This window comes from Pseudomonas sp. GW821-FHT09D08, from assembly GCF_059416305.1.
Genome location: NZ_JBWKOX010000003.1, coordinates 346,430 through 365,643 on the forward strand (window position 1 = coordinate 346,430; position 19,214 = coordinate 365,643).

Here is a 19,214-nt window from a genome sequence, read left to right on the forward strand (position 1 = left end):
GCCTTCGGGTCGCCTTTTTTTTACCTGCCTTTCACAGTAGGACCACCACCCCTCCCACATTTGACTTGCGTCGCTTTCAAGGCCCGGTTTACATGCCCGGCACCCCAGGTAGAATGGCGCCTCTGCCCTATTTCGAGCTTACTTCATGGCGTTGCCGACCCTACGCATCATCGGTTTCATCATCGGCATCTTCCTGATCACCCTTGCGATCGCCATGGTCGTGCCCATGGCCACCCTGGTGATTTTCGAACGGACCAGCGACCTGCCCTCGTTCCTCTGGGCCAGCCTGATCACCTTTGTCGCCGGGCTCGCCCTGGTGATTCCCGGGCGTCCCGAACACGTGCACCTGCGTCCGCGAGACATGTACCTGCTCACGGTCAGCAGTTGGGTGGTGGTATGCGTGTTCGCCGCGCTGCCGTTCCTGCTGACCCAGCACATCAGCTACACCGACTCGTTTTTCGAAAGCATGTCCGGCATCACCGCCACCGGTTCCACGGTGCTGAGCGGCCTGGACACCCTGTCCCCCGGCATTTTGATATGGCGCTCGCTGCTGCACTGGCTCGGCGGCATCGGCTTTATCGGCATGGCGGTGGCGATCCTGCCGCTGCTGCGCATCGGTGGCATGCGCCTGTTCCAGACGGAATCCTCGGACCGCTCGGAGAAGGTCATGCCCCGCTCGCACATGGTGGCGCGGCTGATCGTGGCGGCCTACGTCGGCATCACCATCCTCGGCAGCCTGGCGTTCTGGTGGGCCGGCATGGGCCTGTTCGATGCGATCAACCATGCGATGTCGGCGATTTCCACCGGTGGGTTCTCCACCTCGGACGAATCCCTGGCGCACTGGAAACAACCGGCGGTGCACTGGGTGGCGGTGGTGGTGATGATCCTCGGCAGCTTGCCGTTCACCCTGTACGTGGCCACCTTGCGGGGTAATCGCAAGGCATTGATCAAGGATCAACAAGTACAAGGCTTGCTCGGCCTGTTGCTGGTGACCTGGCTGGTGCTCGGCACCTGGTACTGGTGGACCACCAACCTGCATTGGCTGGACGCCCTGCGCCATGTGGCGTTGAACGTCACGTCGGTAGTGACCACCACCGGTTTTGCACTGGGGGACTACAGCCTGTGGGGCAATTTCTCACTGATGCTGTTTTTCTACCTGGGCTTCATCGGTGGCTGTTCCGGCTCCACGGCGGGCGGGATCAAGATTTTCCGCTTCCAGGTCGCCTATATCCTGCTCAAGGCCAACTTGAACCAGCTGATTCACCCGCGCGCGGTGATCAAGCAGAAGTACAACGGCCACCGCCTCGACGAAGAGATCGTGCGTTCGATCCTGACCTTTTCGTTTTTCTTCGCCATCACCATCTGCGCCATCGCCCTGGCCTTGTCGCTGCTGGGCCTGGACTGGATGACCGCACTCACCGGCGCCGCCAGCACCGTGTCCGGCGTCGGCCCGGGCCTGGGGGAAACCATTGGCCCGGCCGGCAACTTTGCCAGCCTGCCGGATGCGGCCAAGTGGATCTTGTCCCTGGGCATGCTGCTGGGCCGGCTGGAAATCATCACAGTCTTTGTTCTGTGCATTCCGGCGTTCTGGCGTCACTGACCGTCGACGCGTCCTGCAGTCGCGTCCGGTATTCGCCGGGCGTGGCATCGAACCAGCGGCGAAACGCGCGAAAGAAGTTGCTCGGGTCGGCAAAGCCCAGCAGGTAGGCGATCTCCAACAGGGTCATGCTCGGCTGCGCCAGGTACTGCTCGGCCAGTTCGCGGCGGGTGTCGTCGAGCAGGGTCTGGAAACTCGTGCCTTCTTCCTGCAGGCGCCGCTGCAAGGTGCGCTGGGACAGGTGTAGGGTCTGGGCCACCACTTCGCGCTTGGGCTCGCCCTGGGGCAGCAGTCGACACAGCACCTGCCGCGCCTTGTGGGTCACACGGCTTTCGGAGAACCGCGCCAGGTACTCACCGGCAAATCGATCGTGCAACAGCGCCATGGCCTCGTTGGCCGTGGGCAGGGGCGCGTCCATGTCGGCGCGCTCAAAGATCAGCGCGTCATACGGCGCATTGAACTCCAGCGGGGCATGGAACGCTTGTTTATAGGGGGCCAGGTCCCCCGGTTGATCGCCCTGCAACAGCACTTTGCGGGGTTGCAGGGTCCGCCCGGTGAGCCAGCCGCACAGCGCCAACGCACAGGCCAGGGAGGCTTCGGCGCTTTGTCGGGTCGGCGGAAGATGATCGCCATGCACCGTCAGAATCAGCGCATAGCCTTCAGGTAATAGTCGGAAACTCAAATCGGCACTTTCGGCGATGATCCGCTGGTAACGCACCAGGCGCATAAAGCCCTCGGCCAGGGTGTTGCTGGACATCAAGGCGTAACCGGCCACATGAAACGACGCCGGGCGCACCACCTTGCCCATGTTCAGGCCAATCGCCGGGTTGCCCGACAGCTCGACTGCGCGCTGCCACAGGCGGGTCATGGAGTCCTGCGGGAACCGCGCATCGGGGTCACTCAGCGCGGCGTAGTCCAGGCCCAGTTGCTTGAACAAGGCGCGGCAATCCAGGCCGTCCATTTCCAGTGCCTTGACTATCCCCATCGCCCAGCTTGCAGAAGTTGTTCGTTCGCTCATGGCGTCTTCTTAATAAAGCAGGCTCAAAACGGCAGCCAGGAAAGCCAAGGATACTAAAGTGGCATCTATTGTCACTGGCTGTTACCACTGATCACTCTAGACTCAAATAAGCTCCCCGCCGAACATCTGTTGGGCGGCACAACAATCAAAGGGCCGGCCACAGTGGAAAACCTCAAGCGATTCAACAGCTTTGCCGAGTTTTACCCCTATTACCTGACCGAGCACGGCAACAGCACCTGCCGGCGCCTGCACTTTATCGGCACTACCCTGGTGATCGGCATACTGGCCTATGCCATCGGCCGAGGCTCACTGGGGCTGTTATTGGCCGTGCCGATTGCCGGTTACAGTTTTGCCTGGATCGGGCACTTCTTCTTCGAAAAGAACCGTCCGGCGACCTTCCAGCACCCGTTCTACAGCTTGCTCGGGGATTTTGTGATGTACCGCGACATGATCCTCGGTAAGGTGCCGTTCTGAGCGATGTGACCTCTTGTCACTTGCGTAAAAACGATAAAAGGTTCGTACACCCGGCGATATAAAAGTCTTTTTGTCATTTACAGTGCTGTATCCTGCCAAGGCTTTTTGAGAGCGCGGAATCACCTGCGATTGAAAAAACAGACTTTGCGAGGAGCGACGACGATGCACGAGATACCTAATCTCCCCTTCCCAAGCCTGCACGAAACTGAGCAGCCAACACCGCAGCAGGCCAGCGCAAAGCAGCCTGAGGCCAAAGAAGCAAAACCAGTCGACAGCAAGAGCCAGGACTGACGCCGTACCAGACCGTGTGGAAAGCGTACCTTTGAACGCTTTCCACACTGCCTGAATCACCCCCGAGGTACCCGCCATGACAGACACCCTCCCGGACACCGCCGTACTCGACACTGCCCTGCAAATGGTCGACGTGTGGAACCGTCTCAGCGCGGACAAACAAGCCTTGCTGCTCAAGCGCTTCGGCACCCAGGAAAACGCCCTGGCCGCCCTGGTCACCACCCAATTACTCGCCCCCCTTCCAGCCTGACGTCTTTTTGATCTGACGTTTTTGCGTTTTACCGCCCTGCGCACGCCCAAGCCCCGGTATCATTAGCAGCCTATCTTTACCTGCTGCGACAGTGGACCTCTCCCATGCCAGATACCCAGCGCCCCATGGCGGTCACGCTGCAAGTTGTTTCCATCGTGTTGTTCACCTTTATCGGCTACCTGAATATCGGCATTCCCCTGGCCGTGTTGCCGGGCTATGTCCACAGTGAACTGGGCTACGGCGCGGTGATCGCCGGCCTGGTGATCAGCGTGCAGTACCTGGCCACGCTGCTGAGCCGCCCCTATGCCGGCAAAATCATCGATAACCTGGGCAGTAAGCGCGCCGTGCTGATCGGCCTGGTGGGCTGCGGCCTGAGCGGTGTGTTCATGCTGCTTGCGGCGTGGTTTTCAAGCGTGCCGGCCGTCAGCCTGGCCAGCCTGCTCATCGGTCGATTGGTACTGGGCAGCGCGGAAAGCCTGGTGGGCTCGGGCGCCATCGGTTGGGGGATCGGCCGGGTCGGTGCGCAGAACACCGCCAAGGTGATTTCCTGGAACGGTATCGCCAGCTACGGCGCGCTGGCCGTCGGCGCACCACTGGGCGTGTTGCTGGTGAGGCATTTCGGACTGTGGAGCATGGGCGTCAGCATTATCCTGCTGGCCATCGTCGGCCTGCTGCTGGCCTGGAACAAAGTCGCCGCACCGATTGTTGCCGGCGTGCGCCTGCCGTTCATGAACGTACTGGGCCGGGTATTGCCCCACGGCTGCGCGCTGGCCCTGGGCTCCATCGGCTTTGGCACCATCGCCACCTTTATCACCCTGTATTACACCACCCAGCACTGGGATAACGCGGTGTGGGCATTGAGCCTGTTCGGCGCCAGCTTTATCGGTGCGCGCCTGCTGTTCGGCAACTTGATCAACCGTATCGGCGGCTTTCGCGTGGCGATCGCCTGCCTGTCGGTGGAGATTCTCGGCCTGCTGCTGTTGTGGCTGGCGCCGGATGCCAACCTGGCCCTGGCCGGCGCGGCGTTGAGCGGTTTCGGCTTTTCCCTGGTGTTTCCGGCGCTGGGGGTGGAGGCGGTCAACCTGGTGCCCGCGTCCAGCCGTGGTTCGGCGGTGGGCGCCTATTCGCTGTTTATCGACCTGTCGCTGGGCATTACCGGGCCGCTGGCCGGGGCCGTGGCGGCAGGTTTCGGTTTTGCGTCGATCTTCCTGTTCGCCGCCCTCGCAGCCCTCGGTGGGCTGCTGCTGAGTGTCTACCTGTACCGGCAAGCACCCAAGGCCCGCGAAGCGCGCGATGCCTAGAAGTCGACCTTGCCGCGCCCGGCCTTGATGCTGCCGCGCTTGGTCTTGGATTCCAGGCGCCGCTTTTTCGAGCCCAGGGTGGGCTTGGTCGGGCGGCGCTTCTTCTCGACCTTGGTGGCACTGAGGATCAGCTCCACCAGGCGCTCCAGCGCGTCTGCGCGGTTCTGTTCCTGGGTCCGGTACTGCTGGGCCTTGAGCACCAGCACGCCTTCGCTGGTGATACGGCTGTCACGCAGTGCCAGCAGTCGCTCCTTGTAGAACGCCGGCAGCGACGACGCCGGAATATCAAAGCGCAAATGCACCGCGCTCGACACCTTGTTGACGTTCTGCCCGCCGGCGCCCTGGGCGCGAATGGCGGTCAGCTCAATCTCGGCGTCGGGCAGGTGGACGTTGTTGGAAATCTCCAGCATTGAGACAGATCCGTGGTTCAGGGCATCCAGCATACCCGAACCGCACCTTGCCCTGCTCGCTGCTACCGATTGGCAAAGGCCTTGTCCAACAGCGTCTGGGCCAGCCGTGTCGATCTGATCATGGCTGGGCGATCCGTTGGTTTTTCATTGTTCAGCGTCATCTCAACCCCAGTCACCACTTCAGGGTATGAATGAGAAAAGATCAGCGCGGGATCGACTTTTTTAGGCGGTAGGCCGTGCAATTCATCGCGCATCTTGTCGTAGAAGCCTTGGGCATTGTCCGTGACCTGATTACGCATCAGATGGAACACCAACCCCATCATGGCTTCCCGACCGCTTTTCTCATCCATGCCACTTGGCCACATTGATTGACTTTGCGATTGGGCCGCATGGCGAATGGTCGAGGCGATATCCGATGCGCCACCCGAGGTCCCCAGCATGACGGGCACGCCTAACTCATCGCGCACTTTAGTGCCGAGGTCGTTGCGCAGGTCCGTGCCATGGAGGCTGGTAAAATGATGGGTCTTCACACCCTCGACCACCCGGTTCGACCCCACGCGATGCTGGAGGGTATAGGCCTCGACACCACTTAGCATCGGGTCATGCTCCTTAAGCGCCTCGGCAATCGCCTTGATGCCAAACGCCATTTCTGCGCCTTGCTGCGCTGCCTCGCGGGTCAGGGGTCCCTGCTCGCCGCGAACGAGCATGGCATGCAGGTTTTTCATGCCTAGGTATAGACCGCCCTTGCCCTCTCCGGCCAATAGAACATTACCGGGATCGTTGCTCGGCGCCAGCAACTCCTTGTGCAGTTGTTCGCGGAACGCTGGATCGCTCTTGGAGTGAGCCCACAGGCCACGAACCAGGTGAGCCATATGCGATGACAGTTGCGAGGCCGGAGAGTCATCACGTTGTAAATCTTTCTCGACCCCCATGCCAATGGCCATCTCAGATTCTATGTGCTTGAAAAAATTCTTCGCCCGGCGCTCAAGGCTGCCTTTGTTCTCATAGTTGGAGTTTTGCAACGTGTCTTTGACGAAGGCATTGACCAGAAAATCTTTCTCGGCCGGGGAATAGTTTTCTCCGGCGATGGAGACGCCTGTGTGCGGCGTGAATAGTTGGGTTTCCTGGTTCACACGATTCGTGGGATCGTGGCGGGAATTAAAAAACGCTGGGTGCTCAATGGATGGGTTAAAAACTTGCCCAGTGGTAGAAGTCAGATCTTGCATACGTCACCTCAACGATTCAGACATTGTTAAAAACCAACATCAAATTATTGGGAGGCTACGAGACAAGGTTCCAGACGGCAGACCGACCGTCTGTAACAAACTGCGTAGTCAGGCAACGGCCAAAGCCAGCTCGGACAACAACATTGACGCCTGAGCCTTAGATTCCACTCCGATCAGGCGCAAGGGGCCGCTGTGCCGGTCGGTCAGGTCTTCCACCTCATCGCGCTGCAAGGCGCCGCCGTCTATGTAGGTGTGTTGCATGGGACATGGGACCTCCGGGCAGGCTCGAAAAAACTAGGGGCGATCCAACCTGCGCACGCCAACAAAAAACCCGGCATGGCGCCGGGTTTTCTGTTTGAGAAAAGGTCCTACTCCAGAACCGTCCCCGTTGTGCTCATGCCTGCTCGGGCACTGCGCTTATTCTTGATCCAGTAACACACCGCCATAAACGCCACCCACAGCGGGATCGCGTACACCGACACCTGGATCCCCGGAATCATCAGCATGATCACGAGGATAAACACCACGAACGCCAGGCACACGTAGTTGCCGTACGGGTACCACAGCGCCTTAAACAACGGCACCTGGCCGGTGCGGTTCATGTGCTGGCGGAACTTGAAGTGGGAGAAGCTGATCATCGCCCAGTTGATCACCAGCGTGGCCACGACCAGGGACATCAGCAGTTCCAGGGCGTGTTGCGGGATGAAGTAGTTCATCAACACCGCCACCAGCGTGACCGCCGCCGATGCGAGGATCGAACGCACCGGCACGCCGCGCTTGTCGATCTTGGCCAGCACCTTGGGCGCATCACCCTGCTCGGCCATGCCCAGCAGCATGCGGCTGTTGCAGTAGGTGCCGCTGTTGTACACCGACAGCGCCGCCGTCAACACCACGAAGTTGAGGATATGCGCGGCGGTGTTGCTGCCCAGCATGGAGAACACCTGCACGAACGGGCTGCCACTGTAGGCATCGCCGGAGGCGTTGAGGGTGGCCAGCAGGCTGTCCCATGGCGTCAGCGACAGCAACACCACCAGGGCGCCGATGTAGAAGATCAGGATGCGGTAGATCACCTGGTTGATCGCCTTGGGGATCACGGTGCGTGGCTGGTCGGCTTCGGCGGCGGTAAAGCCGAGCATTTCCAGGCCGCCGAAGGAGAACATGATGATCGCCATGGCCATCACCAAGCCGCCCACGCCATGGGGGAAGAAGCCGCCGTGTTCCCACAGGTTGCTCACCGAGGCTTGCGGGCCGCCGCTGCCACTGACCAGCAGGTAGCTGCCCAGGGCGATCATGCCGACGATAGCCACCACCTTGATGATGGCGAACCAGAACTCCGCTTCACCAAAGACTTTGACGTTGGCCAGGTTGATCAGGTTGATCAGCACGAAGAACGCCGCCGCAGACACCCAGGTCGGGATCTCCGGCCACCAGTAGTGCACGTATTTGCCGACGGCCGTCAGCTCGGACATGCCCACCAGGATGTACAGGATCCAGCAGTTCCAGCCCGACAGAAAGCCGGCGAAACCGCCCCAGTACTTGTGGGCAAAGTGGCTGAAGGAACCGGCGACCGGCTCTTCGACGATCATTTCGCCGAGCTGGCGCATGATCATGAAGGCAATGAAGCCGCAGATGGCATAACCCAGGATCATCGACGGGCCGGCGGATTTGAGCACGCCGGCCGAGCCCAGGAACAGGCCGGTGCCGATGGCGCCACCAAGGGCGATCAACTGGATATGCCGATTTTTCAGGCCGCGTTTCAGCTCGCCTGAAGAGGAATGGGGTTCACTCATGAAAAGGGTCTCACGCAAGGTTTGATGATGTTGAATGCAGGTTGCTGCCTTGAATTACCGACTCAAGCAGCGCCGCTCAAACCCCAGCGCAGGCACCAGGAGTACAGCGTCTTTCTAACGGTCATGCGTCACCTGTTTGTTTTTATCTGTGACGAAATCGAACCCGCCGGGCTCGTGGCCAGGCGGAGTGATCAGGGTGGGTAAACCCTGAGGTCTTGGCCTTTTGCGTGGTTACGCAAGGGGGTCACAGTAAAACGCGGCGCATTGTACACCGCTCGACAGCTTCAAGCCGTACCCGCGGAGCACGTGCGACGATCTGTCAGGTATTCCTTACAGCGGTAAATAGGCCAATCATGCCGCGAGCTACACGTAAATTAATCGTTACATCATGGAAAATCAGCGTTACAGCTGTAAGTTTTTGAAAAAATGGCGGTAGGAAAATTCATCACCATTAGCGACGCCAGCTCACTGTATTTGCTGAAGAAAAAAAGCCGGCGAAAAAACAGAAGAAAAAATCCAAATGAGACCGTGTCAATAAAATTTTTGCATTACCAAACACTCTCACCTAGGTTCTTTCACTTGCCCAGCGAAGCCCGCTGGCAAGCCGTTCTCAAACAACGTCCTCTAGGAGATACACCATGCAAGCACTGGAAAACGACCTGGAAACCGAACTGCAACTCGACGATTGGTTTGAAGCGCCGACCCACGAGGCCGCCGTTGAAATGATGCAAGCCGATGCCGTGGTGCCATTTGGCACGGCGATGTGGCCTTTCTGACACCCGGCACGTATTCGGCAGGTGCTGTGCACGGCACCTGCCTCCTTACCCAAGGCACACAAGGACATACGTCATGGACAAGGCCCGCGCCGTTGAACACTTTCTCTACTACCTTGCACACCATCCGGCCCTCAGCGGCCTGAACTGCCCCACCGTGCTGCTGGGCCACACCGAGCGCTACGACGCCATCGCCCAGGCGATCGCCCAGAGCAGCGCCGCCCGTTTCAACTTTCAGGTGCAGCGTCTGGACCTGGCCGAAAGCGACCGCCTGGCGCAGGCCATCGAAACCTGCGACCTATACCTGTTCCTCTACGATTCCTCCACCCTGCCCAACCCGCGCGCCGAGGGCCCGGACTTTATCCGTGCCCTGCAAGGCGTGATGGCCGAACACTGGAAGAAATCCCTGCTGTTCAAGGATTACGGCGACTACTTCTACGACACCTTCAGCGTCGAGCCGCAGCGCATCGCCGACCTCAACGCCACGCTGATCCGGCGCATGTCCCAAGCCGCTGTGCTGAGCTTTACCGACAAACACGGCTCACGCCTGCAGGCGCCCATGAGCAGCATCAAGAAGTGGACCAATATCAACGGCATCGGCAACCACGACCTGGCCCCCGGCGAAATCGCCACCCACAGCGAAGCCATCAATGGCCAGGTGCGGTTTGTCGGCACCTTTCTCAGCACCATCCCCTTCGCACGCAAGTACGGCGTGCTGCAGTCACCACTGGAACTGTGGATCGAAAACTCGACCATCTGCAGCGTGGCCAGTGACGTGCCGGGGCTGGCCGACGACTTCAATAAATACCTGAATGCCAACCCGTCCAACCGCCGGGTGGAGGAGCTGGGGATTGGTACCAATGAGGGGGTGAAAGACCTGTATGCGCGCAATGCCGGGTTCGAGGAGCGCCATTGCGGCTTGCACCTGGGCTTGGGTGGCGGGCAGAAAGGCAGTCATCACCTGGACCTGATCTTTGCCAGTGGGGTATTGGCGCTGGATGACAAACCGGTGTTTGACGGCACTTTTGCGTTCTGAACACCGAGTTTGAAAATGATGGAGATCCAGCGGTGGGAGCAACCCCTTTCCCACATGTTTTACCTCTATTCCAAGGCAAAAAAAAACGCCAACCCCAGGGTTGGCGTTTGTGTGCAGCGGTTACATCACTGCGGCTTCTTGCGACCGAAGCCTGGACGCTGCCCCGAACCGGCCGGTGCGCCACGGCGCTTGCCCGATGGCTCGTCCGCCACCAGCTTCAGGCCTGGGCGCTTTTTCGGCGCTGGCTTGGCCGGGCGCTTGGTGTTGGCGCTGTCGGCTGGGTGATCGGATGCCGGAGCACCGCGACCGGCGTCACCACGGTTGCTGCGACCACCGCTTGGCGCGTCACCACGACCGGCTGGGCGTGGGGTGCGTGGCGCACGTTCGCCTTCCTGGCGCGATGGCGCGGTAGGGCGACGCTCGCCTTCGATGTGCGGTTGACGCGAGATACGCCCGCCGGTCGCCGGTGCATCCAGCGCCGGGCGCAGGGTGCGGGCAACACGCTCGGTGCGGGCCACGGGGCGCGACGATTTACGCTGCATACGATCGAGCTTGTCTTTGCTCTTGGCGTTCATCTGCGGCATGGCGACCGGCGTCAGGCCGACTTCGGCGCTGAGGATGTCGACTTCGTACTGGCTCATTTCGCGCCAGCGGCCCATCGGCAGGTCGGAGTTGAGGAACACCGGACCAAAACGCACGCGCTTCAGGCGGCTGACCACCAGGCCCTGGGATTCCCACAGGCGACGCACTTCACGGTTACGGCCTTCCATCACCACGCAGTGGTACCAGTGGTTGAAACCTTCACCGCCCGGCGCCTGCTTGATGTCGGTGAACTTGGCCGGGCCGTCTTCCAGCACCACGCCGGCCTTGAGGCGTTCGATCATCTCGTCATCGACTTCACCACGCACACGCACGGCGTATTCGCGGTCCATCTCGTAGGACGGGTGCATCAGGCGATTGGCCAGTTCACCGTCGGTGGTGAACATCAGCAAGCCGGTGGTGTTGATGTCGAGACGACCGATGTTGATCCAACGGCCTTCCTTGGGCTTGGGCATCTTGTCGAACACGGTCGGACGGCCTTCCGGGTCGTCACGGGTGCAGATCTCGCCATCGGGCTTGTTGTACATGATCACGCGGCGCACCGATTCGGCGGCCTCTTCACGCTTGATGACCTTGCCATCAATGGTGATTGCATCGTGCAGGTCGACGCGCTGGCCAAGGGTGGCCTCGACGCCGTTGACCTTGATGCGCTTCTGGGTGATCCAGGCTTCGACGTCGCGGCGCGAGCCCACGCCGATACGCGCCAGCACCTTTTGCAGCTTTTCGCCTGCAGGGCCGATTTCCTGGCTGTCGTTCTGGTCTTTATCGTTCATCTTAAGCACCTCCCGGTGGGTCGATTCAGGCGTGGCCTGAAGAGTGTTGAAAGCGGGGCTTTGGCCGAATAGGTCGGCAAAGGGTCGCGAATCATACGCCCATGGCGCGCATTGCGCATCAGAGACTAGTCGATAAGCGCCAGGTCATTGGTTTTTCCGCCGACCGGTGATGCCCCAGGCCCCGCATTCGACTGCGTCAGTCTTCGAACTGGCGGCGTTCGTTCTCGATGGCTTCGGCCAGTGCCCGGGCTTCGTCTTCTTCGTCGCTCAGGGGCGGTTGTTCGAGGGCGGCGACGGCGGCCAGGAGTTTTTCGCGGGCTTCGGCCACGCCGAGGATATCGTCCTCAGGTTCAGGCTCGACCTCCACGCTCACCTGGGCGTCCGGCTCGGCCGCACCATCGCGCAGCAAGTCATCAAAGTCGGTCTTGATGCCCTGCTCCATGTCGTCCAGTTCCAGCAACAACGTATGGAAACTGGTTTCGTCCTTGGGCTCTTCCGGCTCGGCGGTGGCGTCGGCCAGTTCCTGCAGGCTCGCCGGGACCGGGGCGTCGTCGAAGTCGAGTACCGGCTCGGCTTCCATCTCGCGCAATTCGGCCAGGGGCGGCAGGTCGTCGAGGTTTTTCAGGTTGAAATGGTCGAGGAACACCTTGGTGGTGGCGAACATCGCCGGTTTGCCGGGCACGTCGCGGTAGCCGACGATGCGGATCCACTCACGCTCCAGCAGCGTCTTGACGATATGGCTGTTGACCGCCACGCCCCGCACGTCCTCGATTTCGCCACGGGTGATGGGCTGGCGATAGGCGATCAGCGCCATGGTCTCCAGCATCGCCCGTGAATAGCGCTGCGGGCGCTCTTCCCAGAGGCGGCCGACCCACGGGGAAAACTTCTCACGGATCTGCAGGCGATAACCCGACGCCACCTCGCGCAGTTCAAAGGCGCGGCCGTCGCAGGATTTGCGCAGGATTTCCAGTGCCTTCTTGAACACCGGCGGTTCAGGGCGCTCGGCTTCCTCAAACAGTTCGAACAGACGCTCCAGGGATTGCGGCTTACCCGAGGCCAGGAGAAAGGCCTCCAGTAACGGGGCCAGTTCGCGGGGTTCAGTCAGATTCATCGTTTCAGCTCTTTATTCGGCTCGCGCCCGCACGTGGATAGCCGCAAAAGGCTCATTCTGGACCAGCTCGACCAAGGACTCCTTGACCAGTTCGAGGACCGCCATAAAGGTCACCACCACCCCCAGGCGCCCTTCTTCCGCCGTGAACAGCTCCACAAACGGCACAAACCCGCCGCCCTTGAGGCGTTCGAGTACATCGCTCATGCGCTCGCGGGTGGACAGGGCCTCGCGGCTGACCTGGTGGTGCTCGAACATATCGCCACGGCGCAGCACCTCGGCCATGGACATCAGCAACTCTTCCAGGCTCACGTCCGGCAGCAGCTTGCGTGCACGGGCCTCGGGGGCGTCGAGCTTGGGTACCACCACGTCGCGACCGACGCGGCTCAGGCCGTCGATACCTTCGGCGGCGGCCTTGAAGCGCTCGTATTCCTGCAGCCGGCGGATCAGTTCGGCGCGCGGGTCGTCCTCTTCGGCCTCGACCGTCTCCGCGCGCGGCAACAGCATGCGCGACTTGATCTCGGCGAGCATGGCGGCCATCACCAGGTACTCGGCAGCCAGTTCCAGGCGTACCGACTGCATCAATTCGACATAGCCCATGTACTGGCGGGTGATTTCCGCCACCGGGATGTCGAGGATGTTGATGTTCTGCTTGCGGATCAGGTACAGCAGCAAGTCCAGCGGGCCCTCGAAAGCCTCAAGGAAGACCTCCAGGGCGTCCGGCGGAATGTACAGGTCCAGCGGCATTTCCAGCACCGCCTGGCCGTAGACCATGGCAAACGGCAGCTCCTGCTGGGCGCCCGCCTGGCTGTCGACGGTTTCCACGGCCGACATTCAGGCCTCGGCCATAAAGGGCGCAGGATCGCCGCAACCGACACGGATCACTTCAGGTTCGCCGTCGGCCAGGTTGATCACGGTGGAGGCCTTGTTGCCGCCGAAACCGCCGTCGATGATCAGGTCGACCTGTTTTTCCAGCAATTGGCGCATTTCGTATGGGTCTTCCAGGGGCTCGGTGTCGCCGGGCATGATCAGCGACACACTCATCAACGGCTCACCCAGCTCGGCCAGCAACGCCAGGGCGATGGGATGCTCCGGCACCCGCAGGCCAATGGTGCGTTTTTTCGGGTGCAGCAGCAGGCGCGGCACTTCGCGGGTCGCGTTGAGGATAAAGGTGTAGGGCCCTGGCGTGTGGGCCTTGAGCAGGCGGAAGGTGCCGGTGTCGACCTTGGCGAACAGGCCCAGCTGGGACAAGTCGCTGCAGATCAGCGCGAAGTTGTGCTTGTCATCCAGCTGGCGCAGGCGTCTGACACGCTCGACGGCGCCCTTGTCACCGATCTGGCAACCGATGGCGTAGGACGAATCGGTCGGGTAGATCACCACACCGCCGGCGCGAATGATCTCTACGGCCTGCTTGATCAGGCGCGCCTGGGGGTTTTCCGGATGAATCTGGAAGAATTGACTCACGGGTTCTACCTGTTCAGACGGTGGCAATAATGGGGTCATGCTTGAATCTCCCCCACAACAGCGGCAAATCTTCCGGGACCGCGCGGTACTCGCCGATCTCGGACCAGCCGCCAGGGCCATGAAAGTCACTGCCGGCGCTGACCAGCAGACCAAATTCGCGAGCAAGGATCGACAGGCTGCCCACCTGTTCGGCGGGTTGAAAGCCGTTGACCACTTCAATCGCGTGACCGCCAGCTCCAATATAGTCGCCAATCAGCTTGCGACGCTTGCTGCGGGTGAAATCGTAATGCCAGGGATGGGCCAGGCTGACCCAGGCTCCGGAGGCCCGCAGGGTCTCGACGGTGTCTTCGAGGGTCGGCCAATGTTGCTTCACATCGCCCAACTTGCCGGCGCCCAGCCACTTGCGAAAGGCTTCGGCGCGGTCCTTGACAAAACCCTCACGCACCATCCAGTCGGCAAAGTGCGGACGGGCCGGCGCGTTGCCGCTGTCACCCAGTTCCTGCTGGATGGCGCGGGCGCCGTCGAGGGCGTTGGGCATGCCTTTGAGGCTGAGTTTTCGGCTTATTTCTTCGGACCGCAGCCAGCGGCCATCGTGCAATTGCGCGATAGCCTCCACCAGCGGCGGCGCTTTTTGATCGAAGCCGTAGCCGAGCACATGAATGGTGGCGCCGCCCCAGGTGCAGGACAATTCCACCCCGTTGACCAGCTGCATGCCCAGGGCATGGGCCGTTGTACGGGCTTCGTCGAGGCCTTCAAGGGTGTCGTGGTCGGTCAACGAGAGGACTCGCACGCCTTTTTCAAACGCACGCGCAACCAGTACCGCAGGCGCCAGGGCGCCGTCGGAGGCCGTGCTGTGGCAGTGCAAATCAACATTCACGGGGGGGTGTAACCTCAAGTCAGCTGGCGCTATCGCAACCAAGGATGTTTGTTATTATGCCGCCACATCCAGCTTCTGGCTCTTACTGTGAAACAATTCATCGACTTCATCCCGCTGTTGCTGTTTTTCATCGTTTACAAACTCGACCCCAGGGTCATCGACCTGGCCGGCCATGAGCTGACTGTCGGCGGCATCTACAGTGCCACCGCCGTGCTCATCATCAGCTCTGTGGTGGTCTACGGCGCCATCTTCATTTCCCAGCGCAAACTGGAAAAAAGCCAGTGGCTGACCCTGGTCGCCTGCCTGGTCTTCGGCAGCCTGACCCTGGCCTTCCACAGCGAAACCTTCCTGAAATGGAAAGCGCCGGTGGTGAACTGGCTGTTCGCCCTGGCGTTCATCGGCAGCCACTTCATCGGTGATCGCCTGCTGATCAAGCGGATCATGGGCCACGCGCTGACCCTGCCGGAACCGGTGTGGACACGCTTGAACCTGGCCTGGATCGCGTTTTTCATCTTCTGCGGCGCCGCCAACCTTTTCGTGGCGTTTACCTTCCAGGACTACTGGGTCGACTTCAAAGTGTTCGGCAGCCTGGGCATGACCGTGCTGTTCCTGGTCGCCCAGGGCATCTACCTGTCGCGCCACCTGCATGACACCGAGCCTACTACGCCGAAAACCGAGGACTGACATGCTCTACGCCATCATTGCCACCGACGTCGCCAACTCGCTGGAAAAACGCCTGTCCGTGCGCCCGGCCCACGTCGAGCGCCTGAAAGTCCTTCAAGCCGAAGGCCGCATCGTGCTGGCCGGCCCGCACCCGGCCGTGGACAGCAACGACCCGGGCGACGCCGGTTTTACCGGTAGCTTGATCGTCGCCGAGTTCGCCTCGCTGGCCGATGCACAGGCCTGGGCCAAAGCCGATCCCTATGTCGCCGCAGGTGTCTACGCCGACGTAGTGATCAAACCCTTCAAGCAAGTCCTGCCCTGATCCCGATTGCGCCGGACCTATTGATTACGGCGCACTCCTAATTGCTCATTATTTTCGGCAACCTGCCGACAACGTTCTGAATATTCGTGTGGAATCAGGAGTTCCGATGCGCTTACGTCAGTTGTGTCTGTTGGCAGTGTTAATGATCGGGGCTACGGCCCACGCTGAAGAAACCTCGAGCACCGGCAGTTCCACGCCCCTGTCCTTGAGCGCCGGCGCCCAGATCACCGAGTTGCAGCAACGCTTGAAAGAAAGCGAGCGGCAGCGTGAAGAACTGAGCAAGCAACTGCAAAGCGCGGATGCCACCCGCGAAAGCGCTCAGTTGAGTCGCCTTCGCCAGGAGAACCAACGCCTGGCCCAGCAACTCAAAGATGCACAGGGCGGCGCCTTGACCCGCTGGCTGACCGAGCAGCAACAATGGTTCGTCACCGGTGGGGCCGTCGCATTGATCGCCCTGTTGTGCGGGATCTTCGCCAGCGGTGGGCACCGTCGCCGTCGACAATGGCTAAATTGAGTGAGTCATGAGCGAGCTGTTACTGATAGATGATGACCAGGAGCTCTGCGAGCTGCTGAGCAGTTGGCTGAGCCAGGAAGGTTTCCAGGTGCGCGCCTGCCACGATGGCTTGAGCGCGCGTAAAGCCTTGGCCGACAGCGCCCCGGCAGCGGTGGTGCTCGACGTGATGCTGCCCGACGGCAGCGGCCTGGAGCTGCTCAAGCAATTGCGCAACGACCACCCGGAGCTGCCGGTGCTGATGCTTTCGGCGCGGGGCGAACCCCTGGACCGCATCCTCGGCCTGGAATTGGGCGCCGACGACTACCTGGCCAAGCCCTGCGACCCGCGCGAACTCACCGCGCGGCTGCGCGCGGTATTGCGCCGCAGCCACCCGGCGGCCGTGTCCAGCCAACTGGAACTGGGCGACCTGTGCTTCAGCCCGGTGCGCGGCGTGGTCAGCATCGATGAGCAGGAGTTCACCCTCACCGTCTCCGAAAGCCGCCTGCTGGAAGCATTATTGCGCCAGCCCGGCGAACCGCTGGACAAGCAGGAACTGGCGCAGATCGCCCTGGGCCGCAAGCTGACCCTTTACGATCGCAGCCTGGACATGCACGTCAGCAACCTGCGCAAGAAGATCGGCCCGCACCCGGATGGCCGGCCACGGATCGTGGCGTTGCGCAGCCGGGGCTACTACTACAGCCTCTAGGCCCCCCTCGCGCCTGCAGGGTTTTGTCAGTTCACAACAAAACCCTCTTTACCCAAGCTTTACCCACACCTGACCGCCGCTGACCTTGATCTCCGTAATCTACTCACATCCGGACTCACCGGAATAGAGACAGGAGAATCACCATGCGCAAGACCCTTATCGCTTTGATGTTCGCCGCCGCCCTGCCGACCGTTGCCATGGCCGCACTGCCAGAAGGCCCAGGCCCGATGGGCGGCCCTGAAGGGCACATGATGGGTGGCCCGGGCCACGGCGGTGAACACGGTCCGCGCGGCAAAGGCGGCCCCTTCAGCCAACTGGACCTGAGCCGCGAACAGCGCGAGCAGATCGGCAAGCTGATGGGTGACCAATGGCACGCTCGCAAAGACCTGGTCAAAAAGTACCTGGACAAACTCCCGGCCGCCGACCAGAAAGCCATGCAGGATGAAATCGCCGCCGGCAAGCAGAAGACCCAGGCCGATATCCGTGCCGTGCTCAAGCCTGACCAGCAGAAGAAGTTCGACGAGATCGTCAAGAAGCAAGAACAGCGCCGTGCCGAATGGAAGGAATTCCAGGCCTGGAAAGCGCAACAGCCGCAAAAAGCGCAATAATGCACCCGCGTTAACACTCCCAGCCCAGTGGCCACCGCCACTGGGCTTTTCCTGTTTGAGGGTTTCCTGTGCGTTCATTGTTCTGGCGCATCCTGGCCAGTTTCTGGCTGGCCATCGCCCTGGTTGCCGGGTTGTCGATCCTGCTTGGGCACATGCTTAACCAGGATGCCTGGATTCTCAGCCGCCACCCCGGCCTCAATAACCTCGCGCAAGAGTGGACCCAACTCTACGAAGCCCAGGGCGAGGATGCCGCCCAGGACCTGCTGCAACAGCGCAAGCGCCAGTACCACATCGACGTGCAAGTGCTCAACGAAAGCGGCGAGCCGGTGGTGCGCGGCACCTTCCCGCGCCGCGCCGCCGCCTTTGAAGCCCGCCAGAACGACAGCAAGGAAGGCCACCTGCCCTGGCGACGCCTGACCGCCGAGTACACCAGCGAGAAGACCGGCGACACCTACCTGTTGATCTACCGCATCCCGCACCCGGAGCTGGACGAGTGGCACCGCAGCAGCCTGACATGGCCCTTGAGCGCACTGACGATTGCCCTGGTGGTGCTGACCTTGTTCAGCCTGTTCGTCACCTTGTCCATCACCCGCCCACTGAGCCGCCTGCGCGGCGCGGTGCATGACCTCGGCCAGGCCACCTACCAGCAGAACAGCCTGGCGCAACTGGCCAACCGCCGCGATGAGTTCGGTGTACTCGCCACCGACTTCAACCGCATGGGCGCACGTCTGCAAAGCCTGATCGGCAGCCAACGCCAGCTGCTGCGCGATGTGTCCCATGAGCTGCGCTCGCCCCTCGCGCGCCTGCGCATCGCCCTGGCCCTGGCCGAGCGCGCCAGCCCCGAAGAACGGGAAAAACTCTGGCCACGCCTGACCCGCGAATGCGACCGCCTGGAAGCGCTGATCAGCGAGATTCTGGTGCTGGCCCGCGTCGATGCCGACAATGCCAGCGCCGAAGACGTCGACCTCATCCCCCTGCTCAAAACCCTGCAAAAGGATGCCCAACTCAGCGCGCCGGACCAGGTGGTGCAACTGAGCACCGATGCCGACCTGCAACTGAAGGGCTGGCCGACCATGATCGAACGGGCTGTGGATAACCTGCTGCGCAATGCCCAGCGCTTCAACCCGCCGGGACAACCCATTGAATTGCACGCACAGCGCCAGGGCGAACGTATCCTGATCAGCGTGCGCGACCATGGCCCCGGTGTGGACGCCGAACACCTGAGCCAACTCGGTGAACCGTTCTACCGCGCTCCCGGCCAGACCGCCCAAGGCCACGGCCTGGGCCTGGCGATCGCACGACGCGCGGCCGAACGCCACGGTGGCAGCCTGATCCTGGCCAATCACCCAGCCGGTGGTTTTATCGCCAGCATCGACCTGCCGTTGGAACCAGGAGTTGTCACGCCGGTGTGATGATCTTCTATAGTGGCCCTTC

Annotated in this window: 22 protein-coding genes; 12 read left to right on the plus strand and 10 right to left on the minus strand. The window is 61.3% G+C overall.

What is annotated here, in order from left to right; genetic code table 11:
• Positions 1-145: 145 nt before the first annotated feature.
• The gene (locus AC07OP_RS07820) at positions 146-1,600 is read left to right on the plus strand and encodes a TrkH family potassium uptake protein (protein WP_065925925.1); all 1,455 of its coding nucleotides are present in this window, start codon (positions 146-148) and stop codon (positions 1,598-1,600) included.
• Here AC07OP_RS07820 and AC07OP_RS07825 read toward each other — a convergent pair.
• Complete coding sequence (locus AC07OP_RS07825) at positions 1,557-2,615, minus strand: AraC family transcriptional regulator (protein ID WP_495100536.1); 1,059 nt, start codon at positions 2,613-2,615, stop codon at positions 1,557-1,559. The genes AC07OP_RS07820 and AC07OP_RS07825 overlap by 44 nt on opposite strands.
• Positions 2,616-2,777: 162 nt before the next feature.
• Here AC07OP_RS07825 and AC07OP_RS07830 point away from each other — a divergent pair, with 162 nt between their 5' ends.
• From AC07OP_RS07830 to AC07OP_RS07840, 3 genes are all read left to right on the plus strand, one after another.
• Positions 2,778-3,089, plus strand: a complete 312-nt coding sequence (locus AC07OP_RS07830) for an Mpo1-like protein (RefSeq protein WP_027605580.1) — start codon at positions 2,778-2,780, stop codon at positions 3,087-3,089.
• A 367-nt stretch (positions 3,090-3,456) separates the two neighbouring features.
• A complete protein-coding gene (locus tag AC07OP_RS07835) occupies positions 3,457-3,630 on the plus strand; it encodes a hypothetical protein (protein WP_495100535.1) in 174 nt (57 codons plus the stop codon).
• Between the two features lie 104 nt (positions 3,631-3,734).
• A complete protein-coding gene (locus AC07OP_RS07840) occupies positions 3,735-4,931 on the plus strand; it encodes an MFS transporter (protein WP_495100534.1) in 1,197 nt (398 codons plus the stop codon).
• Here AC07OP_RS07840 and arfB read toward each other — a convergent pair.
• From arfB to AC07OP_RS07860, 4 genes are all read right to left on the minus strand, one after another.
• Positions 4,928-5,341 carry an alternative ribosome rescue aminoacyl-tRNA hydrolase ArfB gene (gene arfB / locus AC07OP_RS07845; protein ID WP_115487144.1) on the minus strand — a complete coding sequence of 138 codons (414 nt, stop codon included), beginning with the start codon at positions 5,339-5,341 and terminating at the stop codon, positions 4,928-4,930. The genes AC07OP_RS07840 and arfB overlap by 4 nt on opposite strands.
• Before the next feature lie 62 nt (positions 5,342-5,403).
• The gene (locus tag AC07OP_RS07850; protein WP_115487145.1) at positions 5,404-6,567 is read right to left on the minus strand and encodes a hypothetical protein; all 1,164 of its coding nucleotides are present in this window, start codon (positions 6,565-6,567) and stop codon (positions 5,404-5,406) included.
• A gap of 108 nt (positions 6,568-6,675) precedes the next feature.
• A complete protein-coding gene (locus AC07OP_RS07855) occupies positions 6,676-6,828 on the minus strand; it encodes a hypothetical protein (protein ID WP_193603559.1) in 153 nt (50 codons plus the stop codon).
• 107 nt (positions 6,829-6,935) lie between these two features.
• Positions 6,936-8,357: an amino acid permease gene (locus AC07OP_RS07860; protein WP_495100533.1), complete on the minus strand. Its 1,422-nt coding sequence runs from the start codon at positions 8,355-8,357 to the stop codon at positions 6,936-6,938.
• Between the two features lie 638 nt (positions 8,358-8,995).
• Here AC07OP_RS07860 and AC07OP_RS07865 point away from each other — a divergent pair.
• On the plus strand, positions 8,996-9,133 hold the full coding sequence (locus AC07OP_RS07865; protein WP_003175756.1) for a hypothetical protein: 138 nt from the start codon (positions 8,996-8,998) through the stop codon (positions 9,131-9,133).
• A 73-nt stretch (positions 9,134-9,206) separates the two neighbouring features.
• On the plus strand, positions 9,207-10,166 hold the full coding sequence (locus AC07OP_RS07870) for a CgnE/CgnB domain-containing protein (protein ID WP_495100532.1): 960 nt from the start codon (positions 9,207-9,209) through the stop codon (positions 10,164-10,166).
• 125 nt (positions 10,167-10,291) lie between these two features.
• On the opposite strand, the gene rluB is transcribed toward AC07OP_RS07870, so the two are convergent.
• From rluB to AC07OP_RS07895, 5 genes are all read right to left on the minus strand, one after another.
• Complete coding sequence (gene rluB, locus AC07OP_RS07875; RefSeq protein WP_027605574.1) at positions 10,292-11,539, minus strand: 23S rRNA pseudouridine(2605) synthase RluB; 1,248 nt, start codon at positions 11,537-11,539, stop codon at positions 10,292-10,294.
• 196 nt (positions 11,540-11,735) lie between these two features.
• Positions 11,736-12,650 (minus strand): SMC-Scp complex subunit ScpB, encoded by a 915-nt coding sequence (scpB, locus tag AC07OP_RS07880; protein WP_092488925.1) that lies wholly within the window; start codon positions 12,648-12,650, stop codon positions 11,736-11,738.
• Positions 12,651-12,662: 12 nt separating this feature from the next.
• Positions 12,663-13,481 carry a segregation and condensation protein A gene (locus AC07OP_RS07885; RefSeq protein ID WP_065925916.1) on the minus strand — a complete coding sequence of 273 codons (819 nt, stop codon included), beginning with the start codon at positions 13,479-13,481 and terminating at the stop codon, positions 12,663-12,665.
• Positions 13,482-14,111, minus strand: coding sequence for an L-threonylcarbamoyladenylate synthase (locus AC07OP_RS07890; RefSeq protein WP_027605571.1), 630 nt, complete (start codon positions 14,109-14,111; stop codon positions 13,482-13,484).
• 13 nt (positions 14,112-14,124) lie between these two features.
• Entirely contained in the window at positions 14,125-14,988 is an 864-nt protein-coding gene (locus AC07OP_RS07895) for a PHP domain-containing protein (RefSeq protein ID WP_027605570.1), read from the minus strand.
• A gap of 87 nt (positions 14,989-15,075) precedes the next feature.
• Here AC07OP_RS07895 and AC07OP_RS07900 point away from each other — a divergent pair, with 87 nt between their 5' ends.
• The 6 genes from AC07OP_RS07900 to AC07OP_RS07925 all read left to right on the plus strand — a co-directional run bounded on the left by AC07OP_RS07900 (position 15,076) and on the right by AC07OP_RS07925 (position 19,192).
• Positions 15,076-15,672: a septation protein A gene (locus AC07OP_RS07900; RefSeq protein WP_027605569.1), complete on the plus strand. Its 597-nt coding sequence runs from the start codon at positions 15,076-15,078 to the stop codon at positions 15,670-15,672.
• Position 15,673: 1 nt separating this feature from the next.
• Positions 15,674-15,973: a YciI family protein gene (locus tag AC07OP_RS07905; RefSeq protein ID WP_027605568.1), complete on the plus strand. Its 300-nt coding sequence runs from the start codon at positions 15,674-15,676 to the stop codon at positions 15,971-15,973.
• A 106-nt stretch (positions 15,974-16,079) separates the two neighbouring features.
• Complete coding sequence (locus AC07OP_RS07910) at positions 16,080-16,487, plus strand: SH3 domain-containing protein (RefSeq protein ID WP_027605567.1); 408 nt, start codon at positions 16,080-16,082, stop codon at positions 16,485-16,487.
• A 7-nt stretch (positions 16,488-16,494) separates the two neighbouring features.
• On the plus strand, positions 16,495-17,172 hold the full coding sequence (locus tag AC07OP_RS07915; RefSeq protein ID WP_027605566.1) for a response regulator transcription factor: 678 nt from the start codon (positions 16,495-16,497) through the stop codon (positions 17,170-17,172).
• Between the two features lie 143 nt (positions 17,173-17,315).
• Positions 17,316-17,780, plus strand: coding sequence for an LTXXQ domain protein (locus tag AC07OP_RS07920; protein ID WP_027605565.1), 465 nt, complete (start codon positions 17,316-17,318; stop codon positions 17,778-17,780).
• A gap of 68 nt (positions 17,781-17,848) precedes the next feature.
• Positions 17,849-19,192 (plus strand): sensor histidine kinase, encoded by a 1,344-nt coding sequence (locus tag AC07OP_RS07925; RefSeq protein WP_115487152.1) that lies wholly within the window; start codon positions 17,849-17,851, stop codon positions 19,190-19,192.
• Positions 19,193-19,214 lie beyond the last annotated feature (22 nt).